The sequence below is a fragment of the Mesotoga sp. H07.pep.5.3 genome (assembly GCF_002752615.1).
GTDB lineage: Bacteria > Thermotogota > Thermotogae > Petrotogales > Kosmotogaceae > Mesotoga > Mesotoga prima.
Map to the genome: position 1 here is coordinate 59418 of NZ_AYTV01000026.1, position 24441 is coordinate 83858.

Sequence of the window (24441 nt, forward strand, 5' to 3'; positions counted from 1 at the left end):
CAAAGGGCTTCACAAAGTCTTCAGCCTATGAAGATCAAGTGCTGCTGGCATTTGAGAGAAGTTCAAGTCCTATCCTCATTCTCTTCGTGTCGACTTCCAGGACCCTTACCTTCACAATCTGGCCCACGCTCAGTACCTCGAGAGGGTCTCTAACCCTTCTTCCCATCTTGCTCTTGTGAATAAGCCCATCCTGCTTGACCCCTATGTCAACAAAGGCTCCGAAATCTACGACATTTCGAACAGTCCCCTCCAGTTCCATCCCCGTGGACAGGTCTTCCATTGAAAGGACATCCGTTCTAAGGATCGGTTTTTCGAGTTCCTCCCTGGGGTCCAAACCCGGCTTTTTCAGCATGCCTACAACTTCTCTCACGGTTATCGGATTGAATCCCTTATCCTTAGAAAAAGCGTCGAGATCGATCCCGTCGAGTTTTGCCGAGACTTCTTCTTTCCTCGTGAACAACTCCTCAGGGTTGAAGCCAGCGCTCTTGAGGATAACCCTGGCAATCTCATAACTTTCGGGATGAACGGAAGTCCCATCGAGAGCCTCTGATCCATTGATGATTCTACAGAAACCGGCCGCCTGCTCGAAGGCCTTTGGGCCTAGACCGGAGACCTTCAGCAGTTCCTTTCTGTTCCTGAACCCTCCGTTTTCCGCCCTGTGTTTTACAATGTTCAACGCCGCTCTTGAGTTCAATCCAGATATGTATTTGAGTAAATGCTCCGATGCGGTGTTTAGACTGACGCCTACTAGATTCACAACGGATTCGACCTCTCTATCGAGCGTCTTCTTCAATTCCGACTGATTTACATCGTGCTGGTACATGCCGACACCAATAGCCTCCGGAGGGATTTTCACGTATTCGGCCATTGGGTCCTGAACCCTCCGCGCAATCGAGATCGCTCCTCTTGTTGTTACGTCTTCGTTCGGGAACTCCTCAATCGCAACTTTTGAGGCCGAGTAGACCGAAGCGCCCGACTCCGTTACAATCATATATTTGACCGGAAGTTTGTGCTCCTTTATCAGTCTGCTTACAAAGACCTCTGTTTCCCTGGAACCTGTACCGTTGCCGATAGATATGAGTTCAACCTCTAAGGTTTTTATGGCCTGAACCACTTTCATCGAAGAGTTTATGTAGTCGTTCTGAGGTGGGGTCGGATATATCACATCATGATAGAGAAGAGAGCCGTCCTTTCCAATTACCGCCACTTTGCATCCTGTCCTGTAACCCGGGTCGATACCCATTACGACTTTTTCCCCGAGAGGAGGCTGGAGGAAGAGATCCCTGAGATTTCTGGCGAAAACATGGATCGCCCTTCCCTCAGCCTCTTCTCTTATCATGTTTCTCACTTCTCGTTCAATAGAAGGCATGAGCAATCTAGAGTAAGAATCCGACGAAGCCTCTACCAGTTCTTCATAGTAAGCAAGATACTCTTTCCACCCTATCGAGTCTCTCAGAGAAGGCAGAATATCGAAGGGTAACTCCAGCTTCAACGAGAGAATCTCCTCCCGTTCTCCCCTGAAAAGAGCCATAATCTGGTGAGCGGCCAGCTTAGAGATCGGTTGAGAAAAATCGTAGTAGTCCCTGTAAACCTCGCGCTCGTCCTGCTTATCTGAATGAGAGCTTCTGATTGTCCCTTTTTCCTTAAGTTGATTTCTCAGCCTTTCCCTCACGGATATCTCCAGGGAGAACTCTTCGGCGAGAATATCCCTGGCTCCTTCTAGAGCCTCTTCTATCTGAAATATCTCCTGTTCGGTATTGACAAAAGTAACGATAAAGGTTTCGTCCTTGATCCTTGATGTCTTCAGGAAATCTGCCAGCGGTTGTAGCCCCTTTTCCCTTGCTTTGTCCGCTCTGGTTTTCTTCTTCGACTTGAAGGGAAGGTATAAGTCCTCAACCAGCTGAAGGTTTTTTGCATCATTGATGGCGGCTTCCAGTTCCTCAGTGAGTTTGCCCTTTTCTTCTATGATTCTGAGAACTTCTTCTTTTCTGGAACGAAGCTTCTTTGCGTATTCAAGTGCATCGGAGATTTCTCTTAACTGTATCTCGTTCAGTTCACCGGTCTTTTCCTTTCTGTATCTGGCAATGAATGGTATAGTCTTTCCTTCTTCCAGCAGTTCAACGGCACTTTCCACTTTCCATCTCGGTAGAGAGAGCGAGTTAGCAATGTCTGTTACAATTTCATTCATCCGATGTGACCTCCAGAACCGTCTTTATGGTCTCTATCGGGAAGGAACCGTAAGCCGTTTCGTTTGAGAGGACCACTCCCGCGAATCCTCGCCTTTGAATGTCCTTTAGATGACAAAGCTCACTCCTGGTGGCGAAGGGTGCATCTACCATGTGTTCAAGAACTTCACCAGCCATGAGCACAGGTTTGTAGAGTTTACGGAGATTATCCGAGAAGAATGTATAGAAATCCACGAGGCCTCTCGCCCCTAGTTGGGCTCCGAGGTCACCTCTACAGAACCAGATCTCGTCACTTGAAGCCGAGATCTCCTCTATTCTGGAAAACGGCAGCTCTCTTTCGATCTTGGAAGCTACTTCTCTTCCGGAGAGTTCCTTCAGTTCGATTACCTCGCTTGGACTGGAAACAAAGGAGAGCGCATATCTAACGAAGCCGTACTTCCTTGTGGCAAGCACGATGTCAGAATCTCTCGAGGAGAGTTCTATCTGGTTTATCGGATGGGGAGAGATATTCATACCTTTGGCCGGTCGAATAACGCCGCCTCTCAGAACCATAGCTCTTGCAAAATCTGCCTCGAGTTTGAGTACCTGCAGTTCAATCCTACCATCTTCTATTGAGACCCTCATTCCGGGAGAGAGGTATGAAAGGGTTCTGGGATCAACCGCTATGCTTCTTAGTTGAGAGGACTGGCAGCCAAGAACAACCTGTTCACCAGCCTTTACTTCCATTATCGGCTGACTTCTGGACAGCCGAAGCTTGGCACCCTGTAGATCGATATACAGAGGAAGAGCACAGTTATCCTCGTAGTAAGAGATGAATTTTTGAAGCTCTTCAAGAGAAACGTGAGAGGAATTGAAACGTATGGCCGATGCTCCCGACATTTCAATCGACTTGAGAAGTCTACGTTCATTTATTGTGGCAACGATTGAAAACTCTCCCATCTAGATCACCTCTAAAGAGATTATATCAGCAACGGGATTTGAGAACTCAGCGTTTTCAAAACGATGAAACATCTCGTTTCCAGCCAGTATGTGAAATGATGTTTATTTAGTCGATTACTCTGCGGAAAGAAGTCGGCAAAGAAAGGATTTTCATGATCGGTTGCAGCTATATTAGGCCCTCGTCTATACACTCCTCAAGGGCCTTGACGGCTTTGGAATCGTACAGCAAGCCGGCTTTGGACTTGAGCTCTTGAAGGGCTTCATTGCAGCTCATCGCCTCTCTATACGGTCTCTTTGAAGTCATGGCGTCAAATGAATCTGCAACGGCGACGATTCTAGCCTCCAGAGATAATTCGCTCCCCTTCAGCCCATCGGGATAGCCCGACCCGTCAAGTCGCTCGTGATGATGCCTTATTATGTCCTGGGTCTCTTCAAGGAAGTTCCCCTTAACCATCTCGCAACCAGTAACTGGATGAAGCTTGATTATCTCGAACTCCTCCTTGCTCAATCGAGAGGGTTTCTTCAATATCGAATCGTCTATTTCAATCTTTCCGATGTCATGGAACAAAGCTCCCATCGCAATAACTTCCTGTTTCTCTGAAGGAACGCCAAGTTTTCTTGCAATTGCCAGAGAAACATCTCTCACTCTCTTTCCGTGGCCATGAGTGTATGAGTCTTTAATCTCCACTTTGGAAAGAATATCCTTCATTACCGCCATATTATTGCTTATGTATTTGAACAGCGGTCTTGAAGATACATGAAGCAACCTAACGTCCGTCTGGGGCTTTAGTTCGACAGGAGACTTGAGATTGTGAGCATAAAAGTAGTCTCCGGGTCCTAAATTGACTTCTTTTTCGGAGTAATTGCACGAAATGGTTCCCTCTATGATGTAGTAGAATTCGAGCAGGTCCCCGCCCGAAAATGTATCCAGGAACGTTACAACTCCGGAGCGCAATTCATACATCGAAATCTCTACGCCATCGCCATGCGCCAACAGAGAGAGCGAAGAATTCTTCTGGGTAACCGTTTCGATGGTTTCGCTTGACTTGCAAACTTTGAAACCTTCCATCTCTTCCCCCAAAAATAAAGCCTATAGAATACGTTGATGCTCAAATACAGTGTATCATATATACTCTGAAGGTTTTAGCTAGTCAGAAATGCCGTAGATGACTACGGCATTTCTGGCACGATTAGTTTATTTGGCTCTTCTAGTCGTCGATTATCAGAATGGGATCGACCATGAAGATCTTGTAACCGAGTTTTACCGGCACATAGTAACAAATAGCATTGTAACCGATCTCTTTGATTTTCTCAATGGCACTTTGTGAAGTGCGTAGAGCCGTGTTCACGAGATCGTTCCCCAGATCGTCGATCAGATTCTCATAGGCCTCCAGAGAAAGACCGGTTTCTTCAAAACGCTCTGTAAAGCACTCTGCTTTCTCTATGGCGGTCTCAATTAGCGATTCGATCCGCTCGTTTGCCGATTCCGCTATCTCCTTCGCTACGTCCAATGAAGAACCGATTAGAGACGATGCAGACGACACAACGAAGAGGAGTACTAATAGATAAGCAAGAATTCTTCTCATACAAATCTCCTCCTTTTTCTTTCGAATGTATTAATCATATCATATAATCTATTGATTTCAAATAAAGATCTTTCCTTCATTAATAGAAAACTACCTTTGATTTGTTTCGCTCTGTAAAGCCTGTGCTGTGCTATTCTGTAGTTGCTGTATTTTCGTATAATAATAGCGAGGTGATGCTTTGACTAGATATGTCGATCTTACAAGAGTAATCGAAGACAATCAGCCGGTCTATCCAGGTGATGATCAGACGAGGCTCCACAGGTCGAGAGCCTTGAGCGAAGATGGATACAACAACCACAGACTTGAAATAAGTATGCACTCGGGAACCCATATAGACGGTCCCATGCATCTCACCCAATCAAATCTCTATGTAGATCAGATCGAGATCGATAGACTTATAGGCAAGGGAATTCTCCTAGATGTGAGGGGCGAAACAGAGATAACAATTAAGCCGCAATATGAAGAAGCGATCTCCGAAGACTCGGTTGTTCTTTTCTGGACTGGAAGGGATTCCCTGTTTGGTAGCGAGGACTATTTCTTGAAGAACCCATACCTGACTTCCGATCTGGCCGAATTTCTGGTAAAGCGTAAAACGAGAATGGTTGGTTTCGACTCATCTTCTCCGGATCGATACCCTTACGATATCCACAGAATTCTTTTCCGTGGAGGCTGCTTCATCGCAGAGAATCTTACCGGTCTTGAAAACCTGTCGAATTCGAAAGAACTGGAAATCTTCGCGATTCCGTTGAAGATCCATGCTGATTCCTCTATAGCCCGAATCTTTGCCGCGGTGAAACAGGGAGGAGACCCTTGAGGATTCGGACAGTCGGCAGAAGGGGAGTGTTGTTTACCTTTCAAGACGGAGATTCACCGATGGGTGGGGAAACATCCGTCTATTTGATAGAAGGCGGAGATCGCTTTTATTTGTGTGACACGTTTCTAGGAAGTAGGTTTATGAACGTTGTTAAGGATCGAATTAAAGAAAGCCCCAGAAAGGATCTCGTAATCTTTAACTCACATTCTGACTACGACCACGTCTGGGGAAACGGAGCGTTCGACGGGTGCGAAATCGTCGCTCATGAACTTGCAAGAAGAAGAATGGAAGAAAGGTGGGAGTACGATTTCGAAAATCTGGCAAGATTTCGAGACGGAGATGTTTTGAAGAGACTTCCCAATGTCACCTTCAGCGATAGGTTAGTCTTTGAAGATGACGAAATAGAGTTTCGTTATTTGCCGGGGCACACTCTCTGTTCTTCTGTATGCATCGACAGAAGAGATTCGGTGATCTTCGTAGGAGATCTTGTGGAAGATCCTTTACCACTAACTCTCTGGAGCGATCTGGTAACCTTCACGGAGAGTTTGAAGACTGTACTTAAGATGTCGTGTCAGACCGTAATTTCTGGACACTCTGGAATCGTCGCTCAGAGTCTTATAAGAAGGAATCTGGAGTATCTGAAATCTCTTTTCCTTGGTGAAGAAATAGATGTTGAAGAAGGCGAAGAGACACATTCATTCAACACAAAGTATCTCGAGTTTCTGCATTATGAAGACAAAGCAAGAGAAATTCTTGGCGAGAGGTTTGACTTCGTGCAGTTCAAGAGAGAGTTTTGGCAGATGCTCGGAGTGGAAAGGGAATCTCTAAAATTTGAATCGAGATTGATCCGACAGACTCCTTCTGAAAGACTTGAAGAGATCTGGCCGCAATTTGAAGAGCTGTTGAAGAGGAAGGATTAAAATGAAAGAGAGTAGAAAACTGAGCGCCATATGAATTCGATGGAGGTGAGAGGATGTTTGGATTTGCGATTATTCCTTTGATTATAGGCATCACGGTGGTTGTGGGACTGATTATGTACTTCACGATTGCAAGGTGAAACGAGAGACAGAGGTTCATAAGCCAACATAGACCTTATTTTCCTTATCACGGTCAAGTGAAATTTCTTTTTGATTAATTGGCATGAAATGTTATTTTCGGGCATCATTGCTCTTCCATCTTAAACTGCTGCCCCTCAAACGTAAGAAACGATTGAAGGGCAGCCGTCGGCTTCTTCCACGGGTTCATCTCCTTCCCTAGATAAAGCTGCTGAAGATGCAAAATAGTAGAATTGGGGATCTCAGCATTCCTCTCCTTCTCTGTAGAATCCTCTCGCCTCCATGCTTTCTTTTTTCAGTGAATCTCTTCGAATGTTTCTTCAACGGTAGGTTCGTACATCTCGTCTATCGGTTCTTCAGAAAAGACCGATCCGCCAAAAGTATTAGTGAGACTAAGAGAAAGCTGATAATACCTTCTTTCTTCTCAGTAATCTCCTCCTCGGGCCTATTAGGTCTCTTATCGGTTCGATCGCTTTATGTAAGGACGATTTGCTAACAGGTTTTTTCCTATCGCAACGAGAGTATAAACCCCGAAATAGGAACTGAAGGGCTACGTTTGCTTCTAAGTTAATGAGAATACTTCGGAAAGACCGCGCAAACAAGATTCGTTGGCTTTCCGTTCCTTCCATGGCCGTCAAATGGACTCGGTTAGTGTACTATGATAGCAGGTAGTCTCTGAAATGGCGGTTTTTCTTGAGATTAAGAAGTTCCGAGGAAAGAGCGAGGGTCGATGGGGAAGATGAAGATCCCTTAGCTTTTCATAGATCTTTCGATTCCTTCAATAATTGCAATGTTGAGAAATTCTTTCTACAATTCTGTCGATACTTTCTTCATTGGGTGGATAGGAACAAGCTCCGTAGGCTCTGTTTCATTTGCCTTTCCAATATTCAATCTTACAGGTGCCGTTGGCCTGACATACGGTGTAGGAGCCGCTTCAAATGTTTCGCGTCAACTGAACGCCGGAGATAAGAAGCAAGCCGATTAGGCGGCATCCACGGCTCTCTTCACAAGTTTTGCAACGGGAATTGCCTTCACCGTACCTGGACTGATATTCCTGGACCCTCTTCTTACCGCTTTCGGGCCTACCGAGACTATTATGGAGTACGCAAGGAAATACACAACGATAAGCATTATGGGGTCGATATTTATCACGATGAACATGACCATGAATAATCTCGTAAGAGCGAAGGGCAACGCCCAGAAATTCATGGTTGCCATGGTCTCTGGAGCTCTTCTCATTGTTGCGCTCTTTCCTGTTTTCATCTTCGGATGTGGAATGAGTATCGTGGGAGCTGCCGTTGCGACAGTCATCTCAGTCTGTTTCGACGATGATCATTCTCGAGTACTACATAAGAAAGAAGAGTTGCACGAATCTATCTATAATACTGTACAGGCTCTCTCTCTTCAGATATATTCTGAAATCTTCAAAATCCGTCTTTCGACACTCCTGAGGCAATCTCTGTCAAGTTTCGCACCGCACTTCTGAATCACGCTGCCGGAAACTACGAGGATCATGTCGTTTCGGCCGTCGGAACAACAATGAGGGTTCTCATGTTGGGGATGATGGTTCTATTCGGATACGATCTTTCATTTCAACCGGTTGCTGGCTATAATTACGGCGCGAAGAAGTCTTCTAGGGTTTTTGAAACTCTGAGATTTTTGTTGATAGTGATTACGGTCTTTGCAGTGGTTTTTACCATTACCGGGTCGACTATACCGAGTTCGATTATAAGCATCTCCTGTAACGACCCAGAAATCATCGATGCGGGTTCCAGAGCCTTTAGGGTGGTAAGCATCTTCTTTTCCACATTCAGCTTCGTGATAACTTCTACGGACCTGCTTCAGGTTTTTGGAAAGGGAATCGCAGCGAGATTGCTGTCGATGTCGAAACAAGATTTCTTCCTTATACCTGCGATTATCTTTTTGCAAAAGATCTTCGAGCTCAATGAGGATCATTTTTCTCGGACAGTTGCCAGTTACTTTGCGCTATTTGTTGCAGCTTTTCTTTCCGTAGCGATTGTCAAAAAACTGAAGTCTCAAAGCAGGGAGCTTTCTCTACGAGAAAGGCAGCCAGTGATTATTAGAATATCACCGGTGTATGACCATCTTTTATGAACGCCCATGACATATCCTTTGAAGTGTGCCCTATTCCGATATTGCCGTATCTGTCGAGCGCAATTAAACCGCACTCACAGTCGAAGTATCTGGCTCTCTCGAGAGCGATGTCGACGGACTTTTGAGCGGGGTACTGTTCCATGAAGAAGGCAACCAGCCTGCTCAGAGTGAGCTTCATAATCTTTTCTCCATGACCCGTTGCGGAGACTGCGCCGAATGAATCCGCGTAGGTTCCCGCGCCTATAATGGGGCTGTCTCCCACCCTGCCGAAGCTTTTCATCATCATTCCGCCCGTGGAGGTTCCGGCTGCCATTCTTCCGTGGTCATCTATCGCGACTGCACCACAGGTAGAATGATACTCCTCGGCCTTTTTCGCCAGCTTGACGCTCTTTCCAAATCTGGTCTTCTCGCCTCTGGCAATTTTCTCAAGTTCTTCTTTCCACTGTACGAGCCTTTTCGGAACGATCAGGTTATCCTCCCTCGGAAATCCTAGAACCGTAACAAATTCCTCCAGTTCAGCGCCGGCAAGTAAAACATGATCAGTCTGTTCCATGACGGCCCGTGCAACCGTTATGGGATGGAGAATCCTCTTCAGACCGGAAACAGCTCCCGCATTTAAATTATTGTCCATTATCGCAGCATCCATTTCGATATCGCCGCGATAAGTAAGCACCGATCCCCTGCCACAGTTGAAGGTCGGGTCCTCTTCCATCACGGACACGGCGGTAACAACGGCTTCTTCTGCGCTGTTTATCTTCTCGAGAGTTAGAAATCCTTGCCTGACTGCCTCTTCGATTCCCCTTCTGTGTTCATCGGCGTCAGTTACGCTCTTGAAACTTCCGGTACCGCCGTGCACAATGATGGCCTTCATACAAACACCTCGTTTCAAGCAAAAGAATCTTCCTTGATTAAAACTAGAACACTCCTCTCTAAAAAAGAACTCAGATGCCACAGCGGGCTAAATCAATTCCCCTCTTCGATTCCCTTAATCTTCTTTTCAGTAATTAGATGCATTCACGAGCAAACGATGAATCTACTTGTTCTTGCCGTCAATCTTTATTGATTTGTATCCTCTCTCCTCTACCTCAAACAGCCTTTTCATCTCCTCCATACCGGTCTTCTTTTCGCTTAGGATAATGAAGTTACCTATCATTTCCGCGACCGCTATGGGACCAACGAAGGAGTTTCCGAAGAGAAGTGAGTTGTTCTCACACAGAATCGACGAATAGGCTTTCGAGTAGACCGGACAGTCAACGGAATCTGTAACGAGAAGAGTCCTCACATTTCTCTCCAGTGCAAAGTCGACCATGTATTCCACTTCTTTTGAATATGGAGGAAAGGTCATCACTATCAAAGCGTCACTTCTTTCCATGAGCTTTATTTTGAAGGAAAAGTCGGAGACCGATCCAGAAAGCAGCCAGGTTGGCTTCCGCTGAAGAACGGAGATTGTGTACCTCATCAGCGAAATCACGTGTTTTGTAGCGCCAAAGCCCCCAAAATAGATGTTACTGGCTGCTCTAATAGTGTCGATCCATTTGTGAAGTTCCTCTTCTCCGATCCCGGATAAAGTATTCTTAAGGTTGTTGATCTCATTCTGTCTGAGCAATTTCAGCTGGTTTTCCACCGGGGCCCTGTCAAGTTCTGTCGTCGCGATCTTCTCATAGGGTAGAAGCCTTCTCCTTAGTTCATGCTGGATAGTCTTCTTCAGTTCATTGAATCCCGAGAAACCGAGACGTCTCGAGAATCGGACTACAGAAGCCTTGCTCGCACCGGCCATAGAGCTCAGTTCTTCAATAGACATGAACCCTACCTGAGAGTATTCTTTGAGAATGAAGGTTGCTATCCTTTTGTATGCAGGTGATAAGTCATCTTTGATTTTCGTTATCTCTTCGGATACCATTCCCATCAACCTTTCGGCAAGAAATTAGTTAATTATCTGACTCATGAAACTATCTTTTCATAATGATAGCATATTGAAACTATGTTTTCATAACAGCACATACTTCTTCTCGCTAGAAACAAAGTTGATCACTGAACTATGGAAGCTTGGATCTTGATCCTCCACTTTGAGAGATTCAATTTGATTGATTTGATATGTTGAAGATCCATTGGAGTAGTTTGGAGCCGTAATGCATCATAATTAAATCTACTCAAGAGGGAGTTATTCTACTTAACAGCGCAGATGATAGAATATAGTTACATTAATTAGGAGAGCGCTTGGGTTATAAACAACTGAGATGGATGGCCACGATGTCTTGACTAACAAATGCATGGATATGAAAAAAGCCTTTCTATCTGAGGAAGTCGAGATTAAACCGTACTGCTATCGGGCTTATGATCAGGGTCCGTACAATAGCTCTAAGGATGGTTTTGAAGATTACCTTGGAAGGCCGTACCTCTCTCGCTCAGATGAGGAGCTGTATTTACCCTTTTTCGACAATAAGGCCCCCAGAAGCGGCAGAGCTCCCGCATGGCAGATTCTGACAGTTTATTCATATGAACCAGACTTTGGCATGGATGAAGGCTTAAGTCTTTCACCTTTACAGAAATTCATGGGAGGAAGTGGAACGTGGCGTCATGAGGAGTTTCATATTATTCTCCGATTCGGCGAAGTGACAGACAGATTTCTACACTTCGACCGTATGAGCATGCTGGCCAATGAAAAGGGAGATAGGTATTGGGCTCTAAGATTTGCAGCCAGGGCTCTCCACTATCTTGAGGACTGCGGAACACCGTATCACGCCTCTCCGGGCACTCCCATCGAAATATTCAAGATACCCTTTCTGTACAGGAAGCAGTTCAAGAAAATCGGCTTTTATCACAAATTTCACGACAGATACCTGGGCTACCGATTGTGGAGAGGTTACGAACCTTTTTTGGAGGAGATAGAGGGGACTGAGGCCGGCGTCTTCGATAGGCTCGAAAAAATGGCGAAGACAATTAGAAGGAGAGCCTTCGATCTTCTGCCCGAGGTAGAACTGTCTGTGAAAAGACTTATCGGCGGCAATTCATTCGAGAATCCATCACCAGAGTTGTCAAAGGAGTATTATGACAAACTCGTCAGTTCCCAGGATACCCGTCGACTGGATGAAGTAAGCTGCAAGATACTTCGTAATCTCTCTTCGGGAGTGAAGTTTTACCTGAATCACCTGGAAAGAAGGCTTAACTGAAAGTCGCTTGGAACTTCCTTATCACTGGAAAAGCCGCCTGGATTACTCGGTGAATTGAAACCCCTCTTCGAAAAGTTCAAGGCAGGCCTCGACGACTCTGCGATCGTAGAACCTTCCGGAGTTCTGCCGTATTTCATCCAGTGCCGCCTCTATTCCAAGAGATGCTCTATAAGGTCTGTGAGAAGACATTGCCTCAACTACATCGGCAACGGCAATAATACGGGCCTCTATTCTGATTTCATCGCCCGTTAATCCTCTTGGATATCCGGATCCATCAAGTCTCTCATGGTGTTGAGCAACGATGTCAGCTATCGGCCATGGGAAGTAAACCTCTTTCAGTATGTCGTACCCCTTCTTTGAATGCTCTCTAACTAAATCGTATTCGAGATTGTTCAGTCTTACCGGCTTCGTCAGTATTTCGGTGGGCACTGCACTCTTCCCTATGTCATGAAGCAAAGCAGCTACCCTTATCGATTCAACGATATCTTCATGCATCTCATCTTCAGAAAACAGCTTTCTCGCTATTGCTGTCGAAAGCTCGCTTACACGTTTCTGATGGCCGGAAGTGTAGGGATCCCTCGCTTCGACAAGCGAAGACAAAGTATTTATAAGTGACTCAAGACTCTTTTTCACCGATTCTTCGGCGATCTTTCTCTCGGAGATATCCAGGACAATGGCAACAAAGACACGTTCGTATTCATTGTCGTGAAGCTGTAGTCTTACTTCAACGGGATATTTGGAGCCATCCTTTCTTATGTGAACGGTTTCGAAGACTTCGTAACTTCCCGGTTCTCTTTTGAGCCTAAAGAGAATATCTTCGAAGGCCCTTTTATCCATCTCCAACTTCAGATCCAGTGGAGTCATCTTTCGCAACTCTTCAAGAGAGTACCCTGAATTCTCTAGAGCACCCTTGTTCGCTTGAAGAAATCTCAGAGTCTCTGGATCGAATATATATAGCTCATTCACTGAAAGATCTACGACTCTTCCCAATCTGGTGAGGGCCATCTCTGCGAGCTTCCATTCGGTAATATCCATGGCGATTGCACCGACCATCGGTTTATCTCCTTCTGAAACAATTGGAAACTTCTGAACATAGAGGATCCTTTCCTTGCCGTCGGTACCGAGTACCCTCTCTTCCCTCACGATGTTCTCCCCGTTTTGAGTCCTTCTATCATCTTGAAGAATCAGCTTGTCGAGTTCTCCGGGATAGTTGGCTTCGGGATTCTTTCCTTTCCAGTCTTCTTTGAAACCAAAGACTCTGGCTGCGAAGTCATTGAAGTATGAAGTCTTCAAGTCACTGTCAGAAATGAACACGGCTCCGGGCAGTTTATCCATGAAAAGAGAAAACCTCTTCTGGAGAACTCTCTCGTTCTTCTCAATTCTTATCTTATGAATCGCAAAAGAAATATCATCCACGATTTCGGAAAAGAGATCTCTTTCATCCTTCGAAAAAGAGAAGCTCTGTTTCATAACTACGGCCATAGCACCCAGGATATTGCCACCGATTCTGAGCCCTTTCGCGAAGACTGCAAGATCATCTGAATCGCTGATTGTTACGCATTGTTTGCTGGACTTTCTTCCAGTTAAGGAGATCACTCCTTCTTCTTCCATTGCCCTTCTCAAAAGAGGAGGAATTTCTCCCGACTCGAAAATGGAGTCGACTTCGAGCAGCTGCGTTCTGTTGAAGCCAGAAGCGGCCCAGTTCTTCACATCTCCATTCTCAATGAGAACAAGAAGACATCTTTCGAAACCTCGGGAACCCGTCATAAGCTCCGTCGCCCTTTTGATCAACTCTTCAACATCGGTTGCCGATACTATCAGCTGGTTTACTCTTCTAATAGATGATAGAACACCGCTCTGATGCTCTAGCTGAGCCTCTAGTCTCAGTGACAGTATTCCATAGGAGATATCTTCGCCGAGCTCTTCGAGAAGGCGAACCTCCTCATTATCAAATGCATCTTCCTCTGTGGAATAAATGACAAAGCCGCCGATGATCTCTTTTCCAATAACAAGAGGCACGGCAATCGATGATTTCAACCCGTACTTCAGAATCGTTTTCTTCCAAGGAAGATAGTCGGGTGAACTGTCGATATCCCTTGAAATGAATGTCCTGCCGGTCTTTATGGCTTTTCCTATTGCGCTTCTGCTCAGTTCGCTGTTATCCCAGGCGACTGCAACTTCGTAGGGATAACCCTTTGCCACTCCGCTTACCGCAACAGGTGTCAGCATTTTCCCCCCGGACTTCTTGAAGGCTATCCAGACAAGAGGGAACCCTCCGTTTTCGACCACGATGTCACAAAGTCCCTTCAGTAAAGAATGTTCATCCTTTGCATGGACGAGAAATTCGTTTGCTCTGAACATTAGGGTTAGCAATTTGTTGAGTTTCTGAAGTTTAATTTCGTCCATCCTGCGCTGGGTAAGATCGGTGTACATTCCGACCATCCTCAAGGGTTTTCCTTCACTGTCTCTTGAGACAATTCGTGCTCTATCACGAACCCAGACAAGAGAACCGTTCTTCCCTATTAGCCTGTACTCCTTTTCATAGAAGGGTGTATCGCCCTTGAAACATCTGTTGAGAACAGACTTCACCTCTTCAACATCTTCGGGATGAATTCTCTTCTCCCATTCGCTGACATGGTCAGAGATCTCTTCGTCAGAGAAACCAAGCATCTCCTTCCATCGCTTGGAGAAAATAACCTTGCCGGTCTCAATATCCCAGTCCCATATGCCTTCGCCAGAAGCATCTACTGCGAAAGTTAGTCTTGCGAGACTTTCCTTCAGTTCCCGCTGAATGATTACTCTCTCAAGGGTATTTGAAAGCGCAACAGCTACTCCCGAAAGAAGTTTCTTTTCTTCCTTAAGAAAAGGACTTCCCTTTATGTCGAGCTCTTCTGTTAAGGAGACACTTATTGTTCCTATTTTCTTTCCGTTCACAACGATTTCCGCTGAAATCATTCTTTCATCAGACCATTGATCGACTGATCTATGCTCATTTCCATCGATCTCTATTCTTATCGCCGTCAGTTCGGGAAATCTAAATCCCCGAGGAAGCTGTTCCAATACAGATACAACTGCTTCATCGGCAGTCGAAGACTTATGAAGCTCATTGAATATTCTGTAAACGCAATCCAATTCCTTCATCCGCTCCTGAAGAGCGAAAACTGATCTTGCCAGGTTGTCGCTGCCTTCTTCAGTCGACACTATAATACCTCTCTCTACTTTAGTAATAGAGTGATTCTAGCATTAAAAACCTTGGTAGCAATCTAATATTCAAACAATGGAAAGCCGTCCCAGATTAAATGGGATAACTCTTCAGTCTGCCCTTTTCAAGGCGAGCTACTGATCATTTCAATACGGAATACTTTATCGAAATTTTCGGGCAGCTCTCTTTGCATTTAAGACATACAAGACATTCCGAAGTGTCAATCTTCATTCCATCTTCTTCGGATTCGATTGCACTTACAGGGCAAACATTCTGACAGATCCCGCAGGAAACACACGGTGGTTTTTCCACCTTCATTCCAAACAACGGTTTTCTTGAAAAGAGAGACAGCATGGTTCCAAAGGGACACATATACCTGTGCCAAAACTCCTCTTCGAATACCAGAGTTATCAGAACAGAGAAGGCAGTTATGTATAGAAGAAGGTTGACCTTGATCTTAAAGATTCTTACCGCTACCATAAGCAAAAGGAAGAGAACAAGTATAGACCATCTGAATACATTGTTCTTGAAGATTGCTGGTGTCTTTAACCTCTTCACTCTAAGCTTTGAATAGAGCCAATTTATGGGTCTGAAAAGTGTTTCCATTGGACAGATCCACCCGCAGTAAAACCTTCCCAGAAATAGAGCTCCGATTAGACCGATCCCGAAAATTAAGAACCACTTCTGGAGATCCCTGCTCCTCAGAAGAAAAAAGAATAGGAACAGGAAGCCAACCTCTACAATTACTCTCAGAGCCGCAGCCTTTCTATTTGTCATATAAATCTCTCCTTTCAATGAAAGTCTATAGCAAAAGTAAGGTCAAGTACGTGATATAAGTCACGAACGTATTAGAGGAGGCGATTTGTGAATAGGTTCTTGATGGTATAGTCTTTACAGTCCAAACTAATGGCGGTGATCCGATGAGAAAAATCGACGGCAGTGAGTGGAGGAATCTTCTTCCCTTTCTTTACAAAAACAGGGAGTTCAACATGTTCATTATCGGCGATATAGAGAATACAAGTCCTGATTCGGACAACATGGAGATTTACCTAGATGGAGACTTTGACAGTCCTAGAGGCATTCTGCTTCGATACTACAAATTTCTCATTCTTTCCGACGGGGCGGGGATGAATTTCAGAGAAGCGGCAGGCGTTGTGAGGAGGTATGAACAGGCTATGATGCTTAGCGGAACCATCTCGGGTATAGATAGGATATCTCCGTATTTGCAGGAGATACGTGAAGAGGAAGAAACTCTCCGCTTCGCAGTTTTGAGGGAACCCAATCTTAATGCGGCCGGGTTTGAGGTAAGAAGGGCTACTACTGAGGATGCAGAGAAGCTTCTGGCCTTTCTTTTCTCAATAGAAGAGTTCCACGCAACGGATGAAGAATCCTTCATGGCCACACTGAAAGACGGGAGCACAAGAAGATACATAATCGAAGATCAGGGCGAAATACTGGCCACGGCGGCCAGTACCTCCGAGAGTTCCGATATGGCAATGATTATTGGAGTCGCAACCGGCAAGGATTTCAGAGGGCGAGGTCTTGCTTCGGCAGTTGTATCCAAGCTGTGTGAAGATCTACTCGCCGAGGGAAGGACACCATGCTTGCTATACGACAATCCAGAGGCGGGAAGAATCTATAATCGGCTGGGTTTTAGAGAGATCGGTAAGCTGAAAACACTCAGGTTCAAAAAACGATGACCTTCAGAAATCAAGGGCTACGCCGATCTGACCCATTGGAACGAAGCTCGTTTCCGGTTTCGTAATTCGCTGATACAGTCCAAGACTCATCCACAGCTGAAATCCTGCTTTGAAGCTGGTATTTAAACTCCATTTGATCTCAAGAAGCATTCCCGCTATGGCAGCCAAATCGAAAGCGTCGGAAAATATCGCTCCGGCACAACCTCTTCCAACAGCTGATATTATCATCTTCTCTCCGAATAAGCTCAAATTACGATCTGTAACTTCCTGTAAGCTAGAAAGACCAGGGACCGCCTGAACCAAATATCGTAATTGTAGGTATCGCTCCCACTCCGCAGTAAATATTGGAGTCCAGTTCCAGAGAGAAAGCGATTATCGCTGGGCTTCTTTTCCAGCTCTCAGTGTTAGCCCGGGGACTGCCACAAAGAAAACGAGAAAGAAAAAGATCATAACAATCGTTTTCATTAAGAAAACCTCCCATCTCAGCGAGATTACATTCCAGTTTGAACGACTAACGATACGATTTTGTACACATTTGACGGGGCAGTTCAATGATAGAATCTTAATAGTGACTGAGAGTGAGGTGTTATTCAGTGGAGCCAAGCGAGATGTCGGCCAGAGAGGTTCTAAAGGCCTTTTTCGAGAGCTACAGGAATCAGGATTTTGAATCGTTGAAGTCACTTTGCACCGATAATATTACCTACATCAATCCCGAGGGACTATCCAGTAATGGCATAGATGAGTTTCTCCAGCTTCTGAAAAGAGAGTTCGAATCATTCGGGGTTCTTTTCGAACCGATATCCTGGGAATCCTCTGTTGAAAGACCTTCATTCTGTTATTTTTCATGGAAAAGAGGCGTCAAGTTTGCTAGAAAAGCCGCCTTAAGGAGAGTTGAGACTTTTGGTTCGGCCTTTCTACTAAAGGTTGAGAAGAAGTGGCAGCTTGTTCACTTCCAGCAAGCGTTTTCTGGTTCTTACGCGAGCCTATTCAGGACAAGGGAAAAGTAATCACCGGTTTTTCATCTAAGAATTGGTTGATCGTATCGCACAGTTTTGGAATGATGTGGAGTTGTTGTAAAATACTACCATAGTACTACGAACCGACTGAACAGATCTGCCCGGCAATTAACGTCATTTTCAGGAGGACAAATCTGTGGATAATACAAAGAAGGCCTGGCTCGTAGTCTTCAGTGGTCTTGGAGTCAACCTTACGCTCGGCGTCCTCTATTCATGGGGAATTATTTCTGCGGCCCTGATAGACGACTTCAAATGGACTGCAACTCAGACTCAAATCCCTTATATGCTGGCTTCTGCGGTTTTCGCTCTCACTATGATTCCCGGGGGAAAGCTTCAGGACAAGTTTGGCCCGAGACCCGTTCTCTTTGTTTCATCGATCCTTGCCGGCCTGGGTTTCTTCTTTTCCGGCCTGAACCTTTCGGTTGCAGGTCTGACGTTTTTCTTCGGTCTTGTCTTCGGTCTTGCAATGGGTTTTGGTTATTCATCGCCAACGCCGGCCGCAGTGAAGTGGTTCCACTCCGACCATAGAGGGCTAATATCTGGAATCGTTGTCAGTGGCTTCGGTCTGGCACCGGTGTATATTGCACCGTTGACGTCAGGCCTCATTGGTCTGTTTGGTCTGCCCACGTCCCTTATGATACTGGGTCTTCTATTCTTTCTAATAGTCTTCACTCTCTCGTTCTTCATAAGTAATCCCCAAGAGGGAGTCGAAAAGGTAAGACTGAAAAAGAAGCCGAGAAAGGTCCATAGACTGACCTCAAAGGATTACACCCTTAAGGAGATGGTTAGAACGCCACAGTTCTACATACTGTGGACCATGTTCTTCTTTGGAACATTTGCGGGATTACTCATTATTGGCCAGATGTCTAAGATCGGTCTTGAGCAGGCATCGATTAGTAACGGCTTTCTTCTCGTGGTTGTATATGCAATCTTCAATTTCATTGGCCGGGTTACCTGGGGAAGCATCTCCGACTTTATTGGGAGAACGGCCACACTTTTCGCTATGTTTGCCATACAGGCACTTGTTTACTTCCTGTTCAGCTCGTTAACAAATCCTCTTGCTTTATTAATAGGCAAGAGCGTTGTTGGGTTCACATTTGGTGGAATGCTTGCAATCTTTCCGGTTGTGACGGCTGACTTTTACGGTGTTAAGAATCTTGGAGTGAATTACGGTGTAATGATAACGGCGTGGGGTGTTGGCGGAGTTATCGGGCCATTGCTCGGAGGAATCGCCCGTGATATCACCGGTGGGTATGAGATAAGCTACATAGTCTCGGCCGTGCTAAGCGTAGCGGGCGCTCTGCTGAGCCTGGTCATCAGGCATCCCGAAGAAGAAAAACGAGAGAAAAATGGGGGAAGAGCCGATGCAAAAGAGAACTGAAAAGCTTAAAAAGATCAGGAAAACGCTCGCCGTGCTGTCCGACGATGTTCAGTGGAAACTCGAAGACGTAGTTCTTACGATCGGAGACCTAATAGATGAGGACAAGAAAGTAACGATCGATGTCCTAAGAGAGATCGGTTCGATGGATTCGCGCAGGAAGAAGCTCTTCATGCTCTATATGAAAGCATCCGAAGAGAGAGACGCCCTGATGAAGCAAAGAATCGAAGATCTCTGGAGTGTTGAAGACGATGAGCTGGAAGAGGTGCTTAAGGAATTATCGAAGCATTCAATAGATGACGGTAAAACTCCAAAAGAGCCTCCTTCAGTAGATTAGAGGCTCTTTTCGATGTATTTCATAAGCGTCTCCAGTTCACCTATCTTCTCATCGACATTTCCTGAATCAATAGCTTCCCTTATGCATGTTTCGACGTGTTTGTTGACAACGGTTGTGTTTGCCTTTTTGAGAAGAGAGATAACGGCGAGGAGCTGTGTCGAAATATCTATGCAATATCGCTCTTCTTCTATCATCTTTATGATACCGTCTATCTGACCCCTTGCTGTCCTGAGAATCTTCAACGCGCCGCTGTGTTTGTGATGAGAATGATTATCCATCTTATCTTTCGATTCCCTTTAACAAATAGCCGGCATCTTCTACAGCTTCTTTCAGCAACCTGTCTTCTATTTCCTTTGAAGTGCTAATGGTTGCCACTCCGGTTCCAAGATCGACTTCTACGTCCTTGACTCCTTCCAGAGCCTTCAATGATTTTTCAACCCTCATCTTGCAGTGGTTGCAGCTCATTCCTTCAATTGTCAGTCTCATTTTCTTCCTCCCTTTCAGATCTTAATTTTCAGCTTAATGCGTTGGTTACTACACTTACGCTAGAAAAAGCCATCGCCGCTCCGGCTACCATTGGATTAAGCCTTATTCCGGCAACTCCGTAGAAGAGACCGGCTGCCAAAGGTATGCCGATTACGTTGTAGAAGAATGCCCAGAAGAGATTCTGTTTTATGTTCTTTATAGTTTCCTTCGATAACTTTATCGCTTTGAAGATGTTGCTTAAGTTGTCGCTCATAAGTACCACATCTGCCGTCTCAATAGCGATGTCCGTTCCAGAACCAACGGCAATTCCAATATGGGCCTCCGCAAGAGCCGGAGAATCATTTATTCCATCGCCTACCATCATCACTGTCTTACCTTCCCTCTTGAGATCGGAAACCTTTTTGGCTTTGTCTTCCGGCATCACTTCCGATATTACATTCTCGATCCCAACTTGGTTAGCAATTGCCATTGCAGTCCTGGAGTTGTCACCGGTCATCATGTAAGTATCTATTCCCATTTTCTTCAGAGACTTAATCGCATCCAGAGAATCCTCTCTCACAACATCAGCGATACCAAGCACTGCTGCCGCTCTACCTTCTATGGAGACAACAACGGGTGTCTTACCCTCACTGGATAACTCATCGACAAACTTCATTTCTTCCGGCGTCAGAGAAATAAAACGATGGTTTCCCATCTTGACTTCCTGCCCAGAGACTCTCGCCAGAATTCCTTTGCCAGAATAAGCCTCAAATGAAGAAACCTCCAGGAGAGGACCACTATATGCACCGGAGATAGCCACATCGAGCGGGTGGGAACTCTTTGAAGCAATACTGGCCGATATTTGCATAACCCTTTCTCTTTCGTGTTTTCCAAATGTGTGCACATCTACTAACCTTGGCCTTCCTTCCGTTATCGTACCAGTCTTGTCAAAAACTACAGCACCAATTTTGTGAGTGGTTTCTAGGGCTTCGCCGTTCCGGAAAAGAATTCCCATTTCGGCTCCCCTACCGGTACCCACCATTATCGCGGTAGGCGTGGCAAGTCCGAGTGCGCAGGGACAGGCTATTACAAGCACCGCTATCATCATGGACATTGAAAAGACGAGACCATATCCAAGCGTTATCCAGACAAGGAAGGTAACTGCCGCAATCACTAGAACGAATGGCACGAAATAACCGCTGACGACATCGGCCATTCTGGCTATCGGAGCCTTTGACGACTGTGCGTCCTCGACGAGTTTGATTATTCTCGAAAGTAATGTGTCACTGCCAACGACAGTTGCCCTCATTTCGAATGCTCCATTTATATTCGTAGTACCGCCAATTACTTTCGAACTCTCTGAGATATCTACGGGAATCGATTCCCCAGTAATCATTGACTGGTCTACTGAACTTGCACCATTCAAGACTTCCCCATCCACCGGGATTCTCATACCAGGTTTGACAAGAAGAACGTCTCCAACCTCTATCTCTTCAATCGCTACTTCTTCGAAGACGTCCTGCCGTTTTACGAGAGCCGTTTCGGGAGAGAGATTCATAAGTTTCATTATGGCATCGGAAGTTCTTCCCCTTGAAAGATTCTCAAGATACTTGCCGAGAGATATTAGAGCGATAATCACTCCGGCCGATTCAAAGTACAAATCTCCTACGTAGCTGTGTCTACCGAGGGCTATTTGAACCGTCGCAAAGATTCCGTAAGAGAATGCCGCTCCCGTCCCTAGACCTACTAAAGTGTCCATATTTGGGCTTCCTCTGAAGAGATTTGGTATTCCCTTGGAATAGAAATCTCTGCCCGCAACTACTATTGGAATCGTTAGAATTAGCTGAACTATGGCGAAGTTAAGGGGATTGAGATTGGGATCGATGATTGCCGGAAGCGAAAGGCCCATCATATGGCCCATGGCAATTATCAGCAGCGGCAGAGCGAAGGCCGCAGAAAATATGAATTTCCTCTTGTAGGATGCTATTGCAGCCTCTTTTTTCAGTCGGCTCTCTTCAAATGCTTCAGTGACGAGGTTGCCTGGCCTATATCCGGCTTTTTCAACTACTTTCTTCACCTCTCCAATTTTCAAGATGTTGGGATCGTACTTAAAAGAAACGGTGTCCGAAGATAGATTGACACTGACATTCTCAACTCCATGCAGCCTTCCGATTGCTTTTTCTACTGCTGCACTGCAAGCAGCGCATGTCATTCCATCAATTTCCATTACAGCCTTCCTAAAAACCGGAATTTCTTTAAGACTGTATCCTGCCCGCTCTACTGCCTCAAATACTCTGCCTTTATCGACTTCCTGGAACACTTCGAATGTAAGACGTTCCGTAGCGAGATTTACTACAGGCCTCTCCACTCCTTCGATTTTAGAGACAGCTTTTTCAACGGCTCTTACACATGCCGCGCAGGTCATGCCTTCTACAATATATTCTTCTTTTACATGATTATTCTCAAAACTCATCTCATTTTTCCTCAGACAGCGCCTTTTTCAGTTGCTCGTACTGCTCAATTGAGATCTCTCCATTAGCCAGTCTTTCTCTGAGAACTCTCATTTCTTTGTCATATGAGGAGGAGATAGTCATTCGACTCTTCAGGATATCAGGCTTCAGAAAGAATACTACCGCAAAGATTACTATTAGGAATCCAAAGAACATCATCGTATCACCCCTTCCATTGGGCCCCCCCTGGGGGGAGGGTTATTCTAATAATACTATAAATTCTGTCGGATTTCAATACATTACTTGAAGAATTTCACTGAGCAGTTTTAGTGCAAGGATCACTGGTAGAACCAATAATGAAGAGAGTGCTTGCATTCGGTTCTACTCTGAGGTACTACAAAATCACAGGTCTTGTTGCCGACCCTTTCTCATGTTGTCATTATTTGACTGAGTCAACGGAGTCCATTTTCGAGAGTTTCGACCAGTTTCCTGCAGAAGTCAGGGATGTCTTTCACCACTCTTCCCCAGACTAGATTGCCATCAACTAATGCCGGCTCGTCTACCCAAACCGAACCAGCATTTATTAGGTCATCTTTTATTCCTTCACTTCCTACTGCTTTCGAACCCCTCACAATTCCTGCCGATATTCCAACGAGACCGGCATGGCAGATCATCCCGATAACCTTTCCTTTTTCGTTGGCATCTCTAACCAGACTCTTCACCTCTTCGAATCGTCTAAGCCTGTCGGGAGCCCACCCGCCGGGAATCACAATCCCATCCATTTTTGAGACGTCAATCGATTTGAAGTCTGAATCCGAAAACGCTTCAAGCCCGCTCTTACCAAGAAAAAGAATGCCCTTCTCCCTGCCAGCAATGACCACCTCTGCTCCTTCTTCGCGAAGCCGCATCACCGGTACCCAGAATTCGAGATCTTCAAAGCCGTCTTCAACAAGAACCGCTATCTTCTTACCTTCTAATCTCATATTTATCCACCCCTTTCTAAAGAGTTATCAAAAACCACTCCAGAGTAGCATCGATGATCTCCAGCACTTTATCCTGTCTTTCGAAAAGGTCGAAAATGTGACCGGAGTCCTGTTGAAGCAGTCTGTCTACACCTTTGTGGTACATTGTGAAGAGATTTGAGACTTCCGGTTGGGGAAAGACCAGATCGTCCTTCGATCCAGAGACAACCAGAAGTGGCCCATCGTAGGAAACGATCTCGGCAACGGGATCTATAAGAAACAGCTCATCAAAGAATTCCTTTCTGAGAACAGTTGTTCCACCCCAGGAAATCTCTGCGGTGATTTCTTCGAGTGGATCTGCTTCAATAGCTCTATCAACGGAATCCTTACCGAGAAGTGCCGAATACGTGTGAACGGGTATTGCGACTGCCGACCAGAGGGCAACACTCTTGACTCTGGAGTCGCGAGCTGCGAGACAGGCTGCGACGAGACCACCCTGACTGAGACCGACTACGCCGACTCTTCGGCTGTCTAAATCTTCCGCCGATGAAAGAAAGTCAATCGAAGATATCGCATCGGATATCTGTTTCGTGAAAGTAGTGTCCTTCCATTCGCCATCACTTGTTCCGGAGCCCCTGAAGTCAAACCTCAACGATGCCAGGCCCTTTTCGGCGAAAAGCCTTGCGGTCATCCTGTAGAGGGATTCTTCAGAACCGTACACAGTGAGATCATCCATATGTCCCAGGAATCCATGAAGTAGCACAACAACTGGCACGGGTCCTTCTGAAGATTCTGGACGTGTCAGAATACCGTTTATTCTCTCTCCCTCGACAAAGAAGTGGACTTCGCTTTCCGTGACGATATGATTTGAGTCTATGGAAGTAGCGAAACAGCTTATCGACAGTGAAATCATCAACATGATTAGCAACGCACTAAGTAGCGACTGTTTCTTCACATGTTCACCCCCGTGTTAAGGACAATGATTACTCTAATATTCTACCGTTTCGATTAGGTCAACGCTTTAGACCAGGGCTGAAGAATGAACTTCTCAACTTCCTCGACTGGA

The 24441-nt window shown here is 45.5% G+C and carries 23 protein-coding genes and 1 pseudogene; 9 read left to right on the top strand and 15 right to left on the bottom strand.

Going from position 1 to position 24441, the window contains the following annotated elements:
• Positions 1-34: 34 nt before the first annotated feature.
• The 4 genes from V513_RS13190 to V513_RS13205 form a co-directional block, all read right to left on the bottom strand.
• Positions 35-2188: a Tex family protein gene (locus V513_RS13190; RefSeq protein ID WP_099773100.1), complete on the bottom strand. Its 2154-nt coding sequence runs from the start codon at positions 2186-2188 to the stop codon at positions 35-37.
• A complete protein-coding gene (locus tag V513_RS13195) occupies positions 2181-3125 on the bottom strand; it encodes a pyruvate kinase (RefSeq protein ID WP_099773101.1) in 945 nt (314 codons plus the stop codon). Before V513_RS13195 ends, V513_RS13190 begins: the two co-directional genes overlap by 8 nt.
• Positions 3126-3291: 166 nt before the next feature.
• Positions 3292-4194 (bottom strand): HD-GYP domain-containing protein, encoded by a 903-nt coding sequence (locus tag V513_RS13200; protein ID WP_099773102.1) that lies wholly within the window; start codon positions 4192-4194, stop codon positions 3292-3294.
• Positions 4195-4333: 139 nt separating this feature from the next.
• Positions 4334-4711 (bottom strand): hypothetical protein, encoded by a 378-nt coding sequence (locus V513_RS13205; RefSeq protein ID WP_099773103.1) that lies wholly within the window; start codon positions 4709-4711, stop codon positions 4334-4336.
• Positions 4712-4889: 178 nt separating this feature from the next.
• Between V513_RS13205 and V513_RS13210 the strand changes: the two genes are divergently transcribed.
• The 4 genes and pseudogenes from V513_RS13210 (at position 4890) to V513_RS13230 (ending at position 8695) form a co-directional block, all read left to right on the top strand.
• Positions 4890-5525, top strand: a complete 636-nt coding sequence (locus V513_RS13210) for a cyclase family protein (protein ID WP_099773104.1) — start codon at positions 4890-4892, stop codon at positions 5523-5525.
• Positions 5522-6445 carry an MBL fold metallo-hydrolase gene (locus tag V513_RS13215; RefSeq protein WP_099773105.1) on the top strand — a complete coding sequence of 308 codons (924 nt, stop codon included), beginning with the start codon at positions 5522-5524 and terminating at the stop codon, positions 6443-6445. Before V513_RS13210 ends, V513_RS13215 begins: the two co-directional genes overlap by 4 nt.
• A 925-nt stretch (positions 6446-7370) precedes the next feature.
• Positions 7371-8066 (top strand): annotated as a pseudogene (locus V513_RS14390) (MATE family efflux transporter).
• The gene (locus V513_RS13230; RefSeq protein WP_099773107.1) at positions 8036-8695 is read left to right on the top strand and encodes an MATE family efflux transporter; all 660 of its coding nucleotides are present in this window, start codon (positions 8036-8038) and stop codon (positions 8693-8695) included. Before V513_RS14390 ends, V513_RS13230 begins: the two are co-directional and overlap by 31 nt.
• Here V513_RS13230 and V513_RS13235 read toward each other — a convergent pair.
• Positions 8661-9566 carry an isoaspartyl peptidase/L-asparaginase family protein gene (locus V513_RS13235; RefSeq protein WP_099773108.1) on the bottom strand — a complete coding sequence of 302 codons (906 nt, stop codon included), beginning with the start codon at positions 9564-9566 and terminating at the stop codon, positions 8661-8663. The genes V513_RS13230 and V513_RS13235 overlap by 35 nt on opposite strands.
• Positions 9567-9728: 162 nt before the next feature.
• Entirely contained in the window at positions 9729-10595 is an 867-nt protein-coding gene (locus V513_RS13240) for a MurR/RpiR family transcriptional regulator (RefSeq protein ID WP_257212139.1), read from the bottom strand.
• A gap of 355 nt (positions 10596-10950) precedes the next feature.
• Here V513_RS13240 and V513_RS13245 point away from each other — a divergent pair, with 355 nt between their 5' ends.
• Complete coding sequence (locus V513_RS13245; RefSeq protein ID WP_257212140.1) at positions 10951-11865, top strand: hypothetical protein; 915 nt, start codon at positions 10951-10953, stop codon at positions 11863-11865.
• Positions 11866-11907: 42 nt separating this feature from the next.
• Here V513_RS13245 and V513_RS13250 read toward each other — a convergent pair whose 3' ends face one another.
• The gene (locus V513_RS13250; protein WP_099773110.1) at positions 11908-15066 is read right to left on the bottom strand and encodes a PAS domain S-box protein; all 3159 of its coding nucleotides are present in this window, start codon (positions 15064-15066) and stop codon (positions 11908-11910) included.
• Between the two features lie 142 nt (positions 15067-15208).
• Positions 15209-15844 (bottom strand): 4Fe-4S binding protein, encoded by a 636-nt coding sequence (locus tag V513_RS13255; protein WP_099773111.1) that lies wholly within the window; start codon positions 15842-15844, stop codon positions 15209-15211.
• A 143-nt stretch (positions 15845-15987) separates the two neighbouring features.
• Here V513_RS13255 and V513_RS13260 point away from each other — a divergent pair, with 143 nt between their 5' ends.
• Positions 15988-16767, top strand: a complete 780-nt coding sequence (locus V513_RS13260) for a GNAT family N-acetyltransferase (protein ID WP_099773112.1) — start codon at positions 15988-15990, stop codon at positions 16765-16767.
• Between the two features lie 3 nt (positions 16768-16770).
• On the opposite strand, the gene V513_RS13265 is transcribed toward V513_RS13260, so the two are convergent.
• Positions 16771-16995: a hypothetical protein gene (locus tag V513_RS13265; protein ID WP_039882310.1), complete on the bottom strand. Its 225-nt coding sequence runs from the start codon at positions 16993-16995 to the stop codon at positions 16771-16773.
• Positions 16996-17360: 365 nt separating this feature from the next.
• On the opposite strand from V513_RS13265, the gene V513_RS13270 reads away from it, so the two are divergent.
• The 3 genes from V513_RS13270 to V513_RS13280 all read left to right on the top strand — a co-directional run bounded on the left by V513_RS13270 (position 17361) and on the right by V513_RS13280 (position 19498).
• On the top strand, positions 17361-17774 hold the full coding sequence (locus V513_RS13270) for a nuclear transport factor 2 family protein (RefSeq protein WP_099773113.1): 414 nt from the start codon (positions 17361-17363) through the stop codon (positions 17772-17774).
• 145 nt (positions 17775-17919) lie between these two features.
• Positions 17920-19164 (top strand): L-lactate MFS transporter, encoded by a 1245-nt coding sequence (locus V513_RS13275; RefSeq protein WP_006488325.1) that lies wholly within the window; start codon positions 17920-17922, stop codon positions 19162-19164.
• A complete protein-coding gene (locus tag V513_RS13280) occupies positions 19148-19498 on the top strand; it encodes a hypothetical protein (protein WP_006488323.1) in 351 nt (116 codons plus the stop codon). Before V513_RS13275 ends, V513_RS13280 begins: the two co-directional genes overlap by 17 nt.
• Here the strand turns inward: V513_RS13280 and V513_RS13285 are convergent.
• From V513_RS13285 to V513_RS13310, 6 genes are all read right to left on the bottom strand, one after another.
• Positions 19495-19776 (bottom strand): metal-sensing transcriptional repressor, encoded by a 282-nt coding sequence (locus V513_RS13285; protein WP_006488321.1) that lies wholly within the window; start codon positions 19774-19776, stop codon positions 19495-19497. The two genes, V513_RS13280 and V513_RS13285, sit on opposite strands and share 4 nt — an antisense overlap.
• Before the next feature lies 1 nt (position 19777).
• A complete protein-coding gene (locus tag V513_RS13290) occupies positions 19778-19984 on the bottom strand; it encodes a heavy-metal-associated domain-containing protein (RefSeq protein ID WP_014731321.1) in 207 nt (68 codons plus the stop codon).
• 28 nt (positions 19985-20012) lie between these two features.
• Positions 20013-22436, bottom strand: a complete 2424-nt coding sequence (locus V513_RS13295; RefSeq protein ID WP_099773114.1) for a heavy metal translocating P-type ATPase — start codon at positions 22434-22436, stop codon at positions 20013-20015.
• 1 nt (position 22437) lies between these two features.
• Positions 22438-22632 carry an SHOCT domain-containing protein gene (locus tag V513_RS13300; protein WP_099773115.1) on the bottom strand — a complete coding sequence of 65 codons (195 nt, stop codon included), beginning with the start codon at positions 22630-22632 and terminating at the stop codon, positions 22438-22440.
• 233 nt (positions 22633-22865) lie between these two features.
• Positions 22866-23396, bottom strand: a complete 531-nt coding sequence (locus V513_RS13305) for a type 1 glutamine amidotransferase domain-containing protein (protein ID WP_099773116.1) — start codon at positions 23394-23396, stop codon at positions 22866-22868.
• Between the two features lie 16 nt (positions 23397-23412).
• Entirely contained in the window at positions 23413-24330 is a 918-nt protein-coding gene (locus V513_RS13310; protein WP_099773117.1) for an alpha/beta hydrolase family protein, read from the bottom strand.
• Positions 24331-24441 lie beyond the last annotated feature (111 nt).

Coding starts and splice junctions, on each gene's coding strand:
- V513_RS13190 (WP_099773100.1), bottom strand. CDS start 2,188: ATGAATGAAATTGTAACAGACATTGCTAACTCGCTCTCTCTACCGAGA.
- V513_RS13195 (WP_099773101.1), bottom strand. CDS start 3,125: ATGGGAGAGTTTTCAATCGTTGCCACAATAAATGAACGTAGACTTCTC.
- V513_RS13200 (WP_099773102.1), bottom strand. CDS start 4,194: ATGGAAGGTTTCAAAGTTTGCAAGTCAAGCGAAACCATCGAAACGGTT.
- V513_RS13205 (WP_099773103.1), bottom strand. CDS start 4,711: ATGAGAAGAATTCTTGCTTATCTATTAGTACTCCTCTTCGTTGTGTCG.
- V513_RS13235 (WP_099773108.1), bottom strand. CDS start 9,566: ATGAAGGCCATCATTGTGCACGGCGGTACCGGAAGTTTCAAGAGCGTA.
- V513_RS13240 (WP_257212139.1), bottom strand. CDS start 10,595: ATGGTATCCGAAGAGATAACGAAAATCAAAGATGACTTATCACCTGCA.
- V513_RS13255 (WP_099773111.1), bottom strand. CDS start 15,844: ATGACAAATAGAAAGGCTGCGGCTCTGAGAGTAATTGTAGAGGTTGGC.
- V513_RS13260 (WP_099773112.1), top strand. CDS start 15,988: ATGAGAAAAATCGACGGCAGTGAGTGGAGGAATCTTCTTCCCTTTCTT.
- V513_RS13265 (WP_039882310.1), bottom strand. CDS start 16,995: ATGATAATATCAGCTGTTGGAAGAGGTTGTGCCGGAGCGATATTTTCC.
- V513_RS13280 (WP_006488323.1), top strand. CDS start 19,148: ATGCAAAAGAGAACTGAAAAGCTTAAAAAGATCAGGAAAACGCTCGCC.
- V513_RS13285 (WP_006488321.1), bottom strand. CDS start 19,776: ATGGATAATCATTCTCATCACAAACACAGCGGCGCGTTGAAGATTCTC.
- V513_RS13290 (WP_014731321.1), bottom strand. CDS start 19,984: ATGAGACTGACAATTGAAGGAATGAGCTGCAACCACTGCAAGATGAGG.
- V513_RS13295 (WP_099773114.1), bottom strand. CDS start 22,436: ATGAGTTTTGAGAATAATCATGTAAAAGAAGAATATATTGTAGAAGGC.
- V513_RS13300 (WP_099773115.1), bottom strand. CDS start 22,632: ATGATGTTCTTTGGATTCCTAATAGTAATCTTTGCGGTAGTATTCTTT.
- V513_RS13305 (WP_099773116.1), bottom strand. CDS start 23,396: ATGAGATTAGAAGGTAAGAAGATAGCGGTTCTTGTTGAAGACGGCTTT.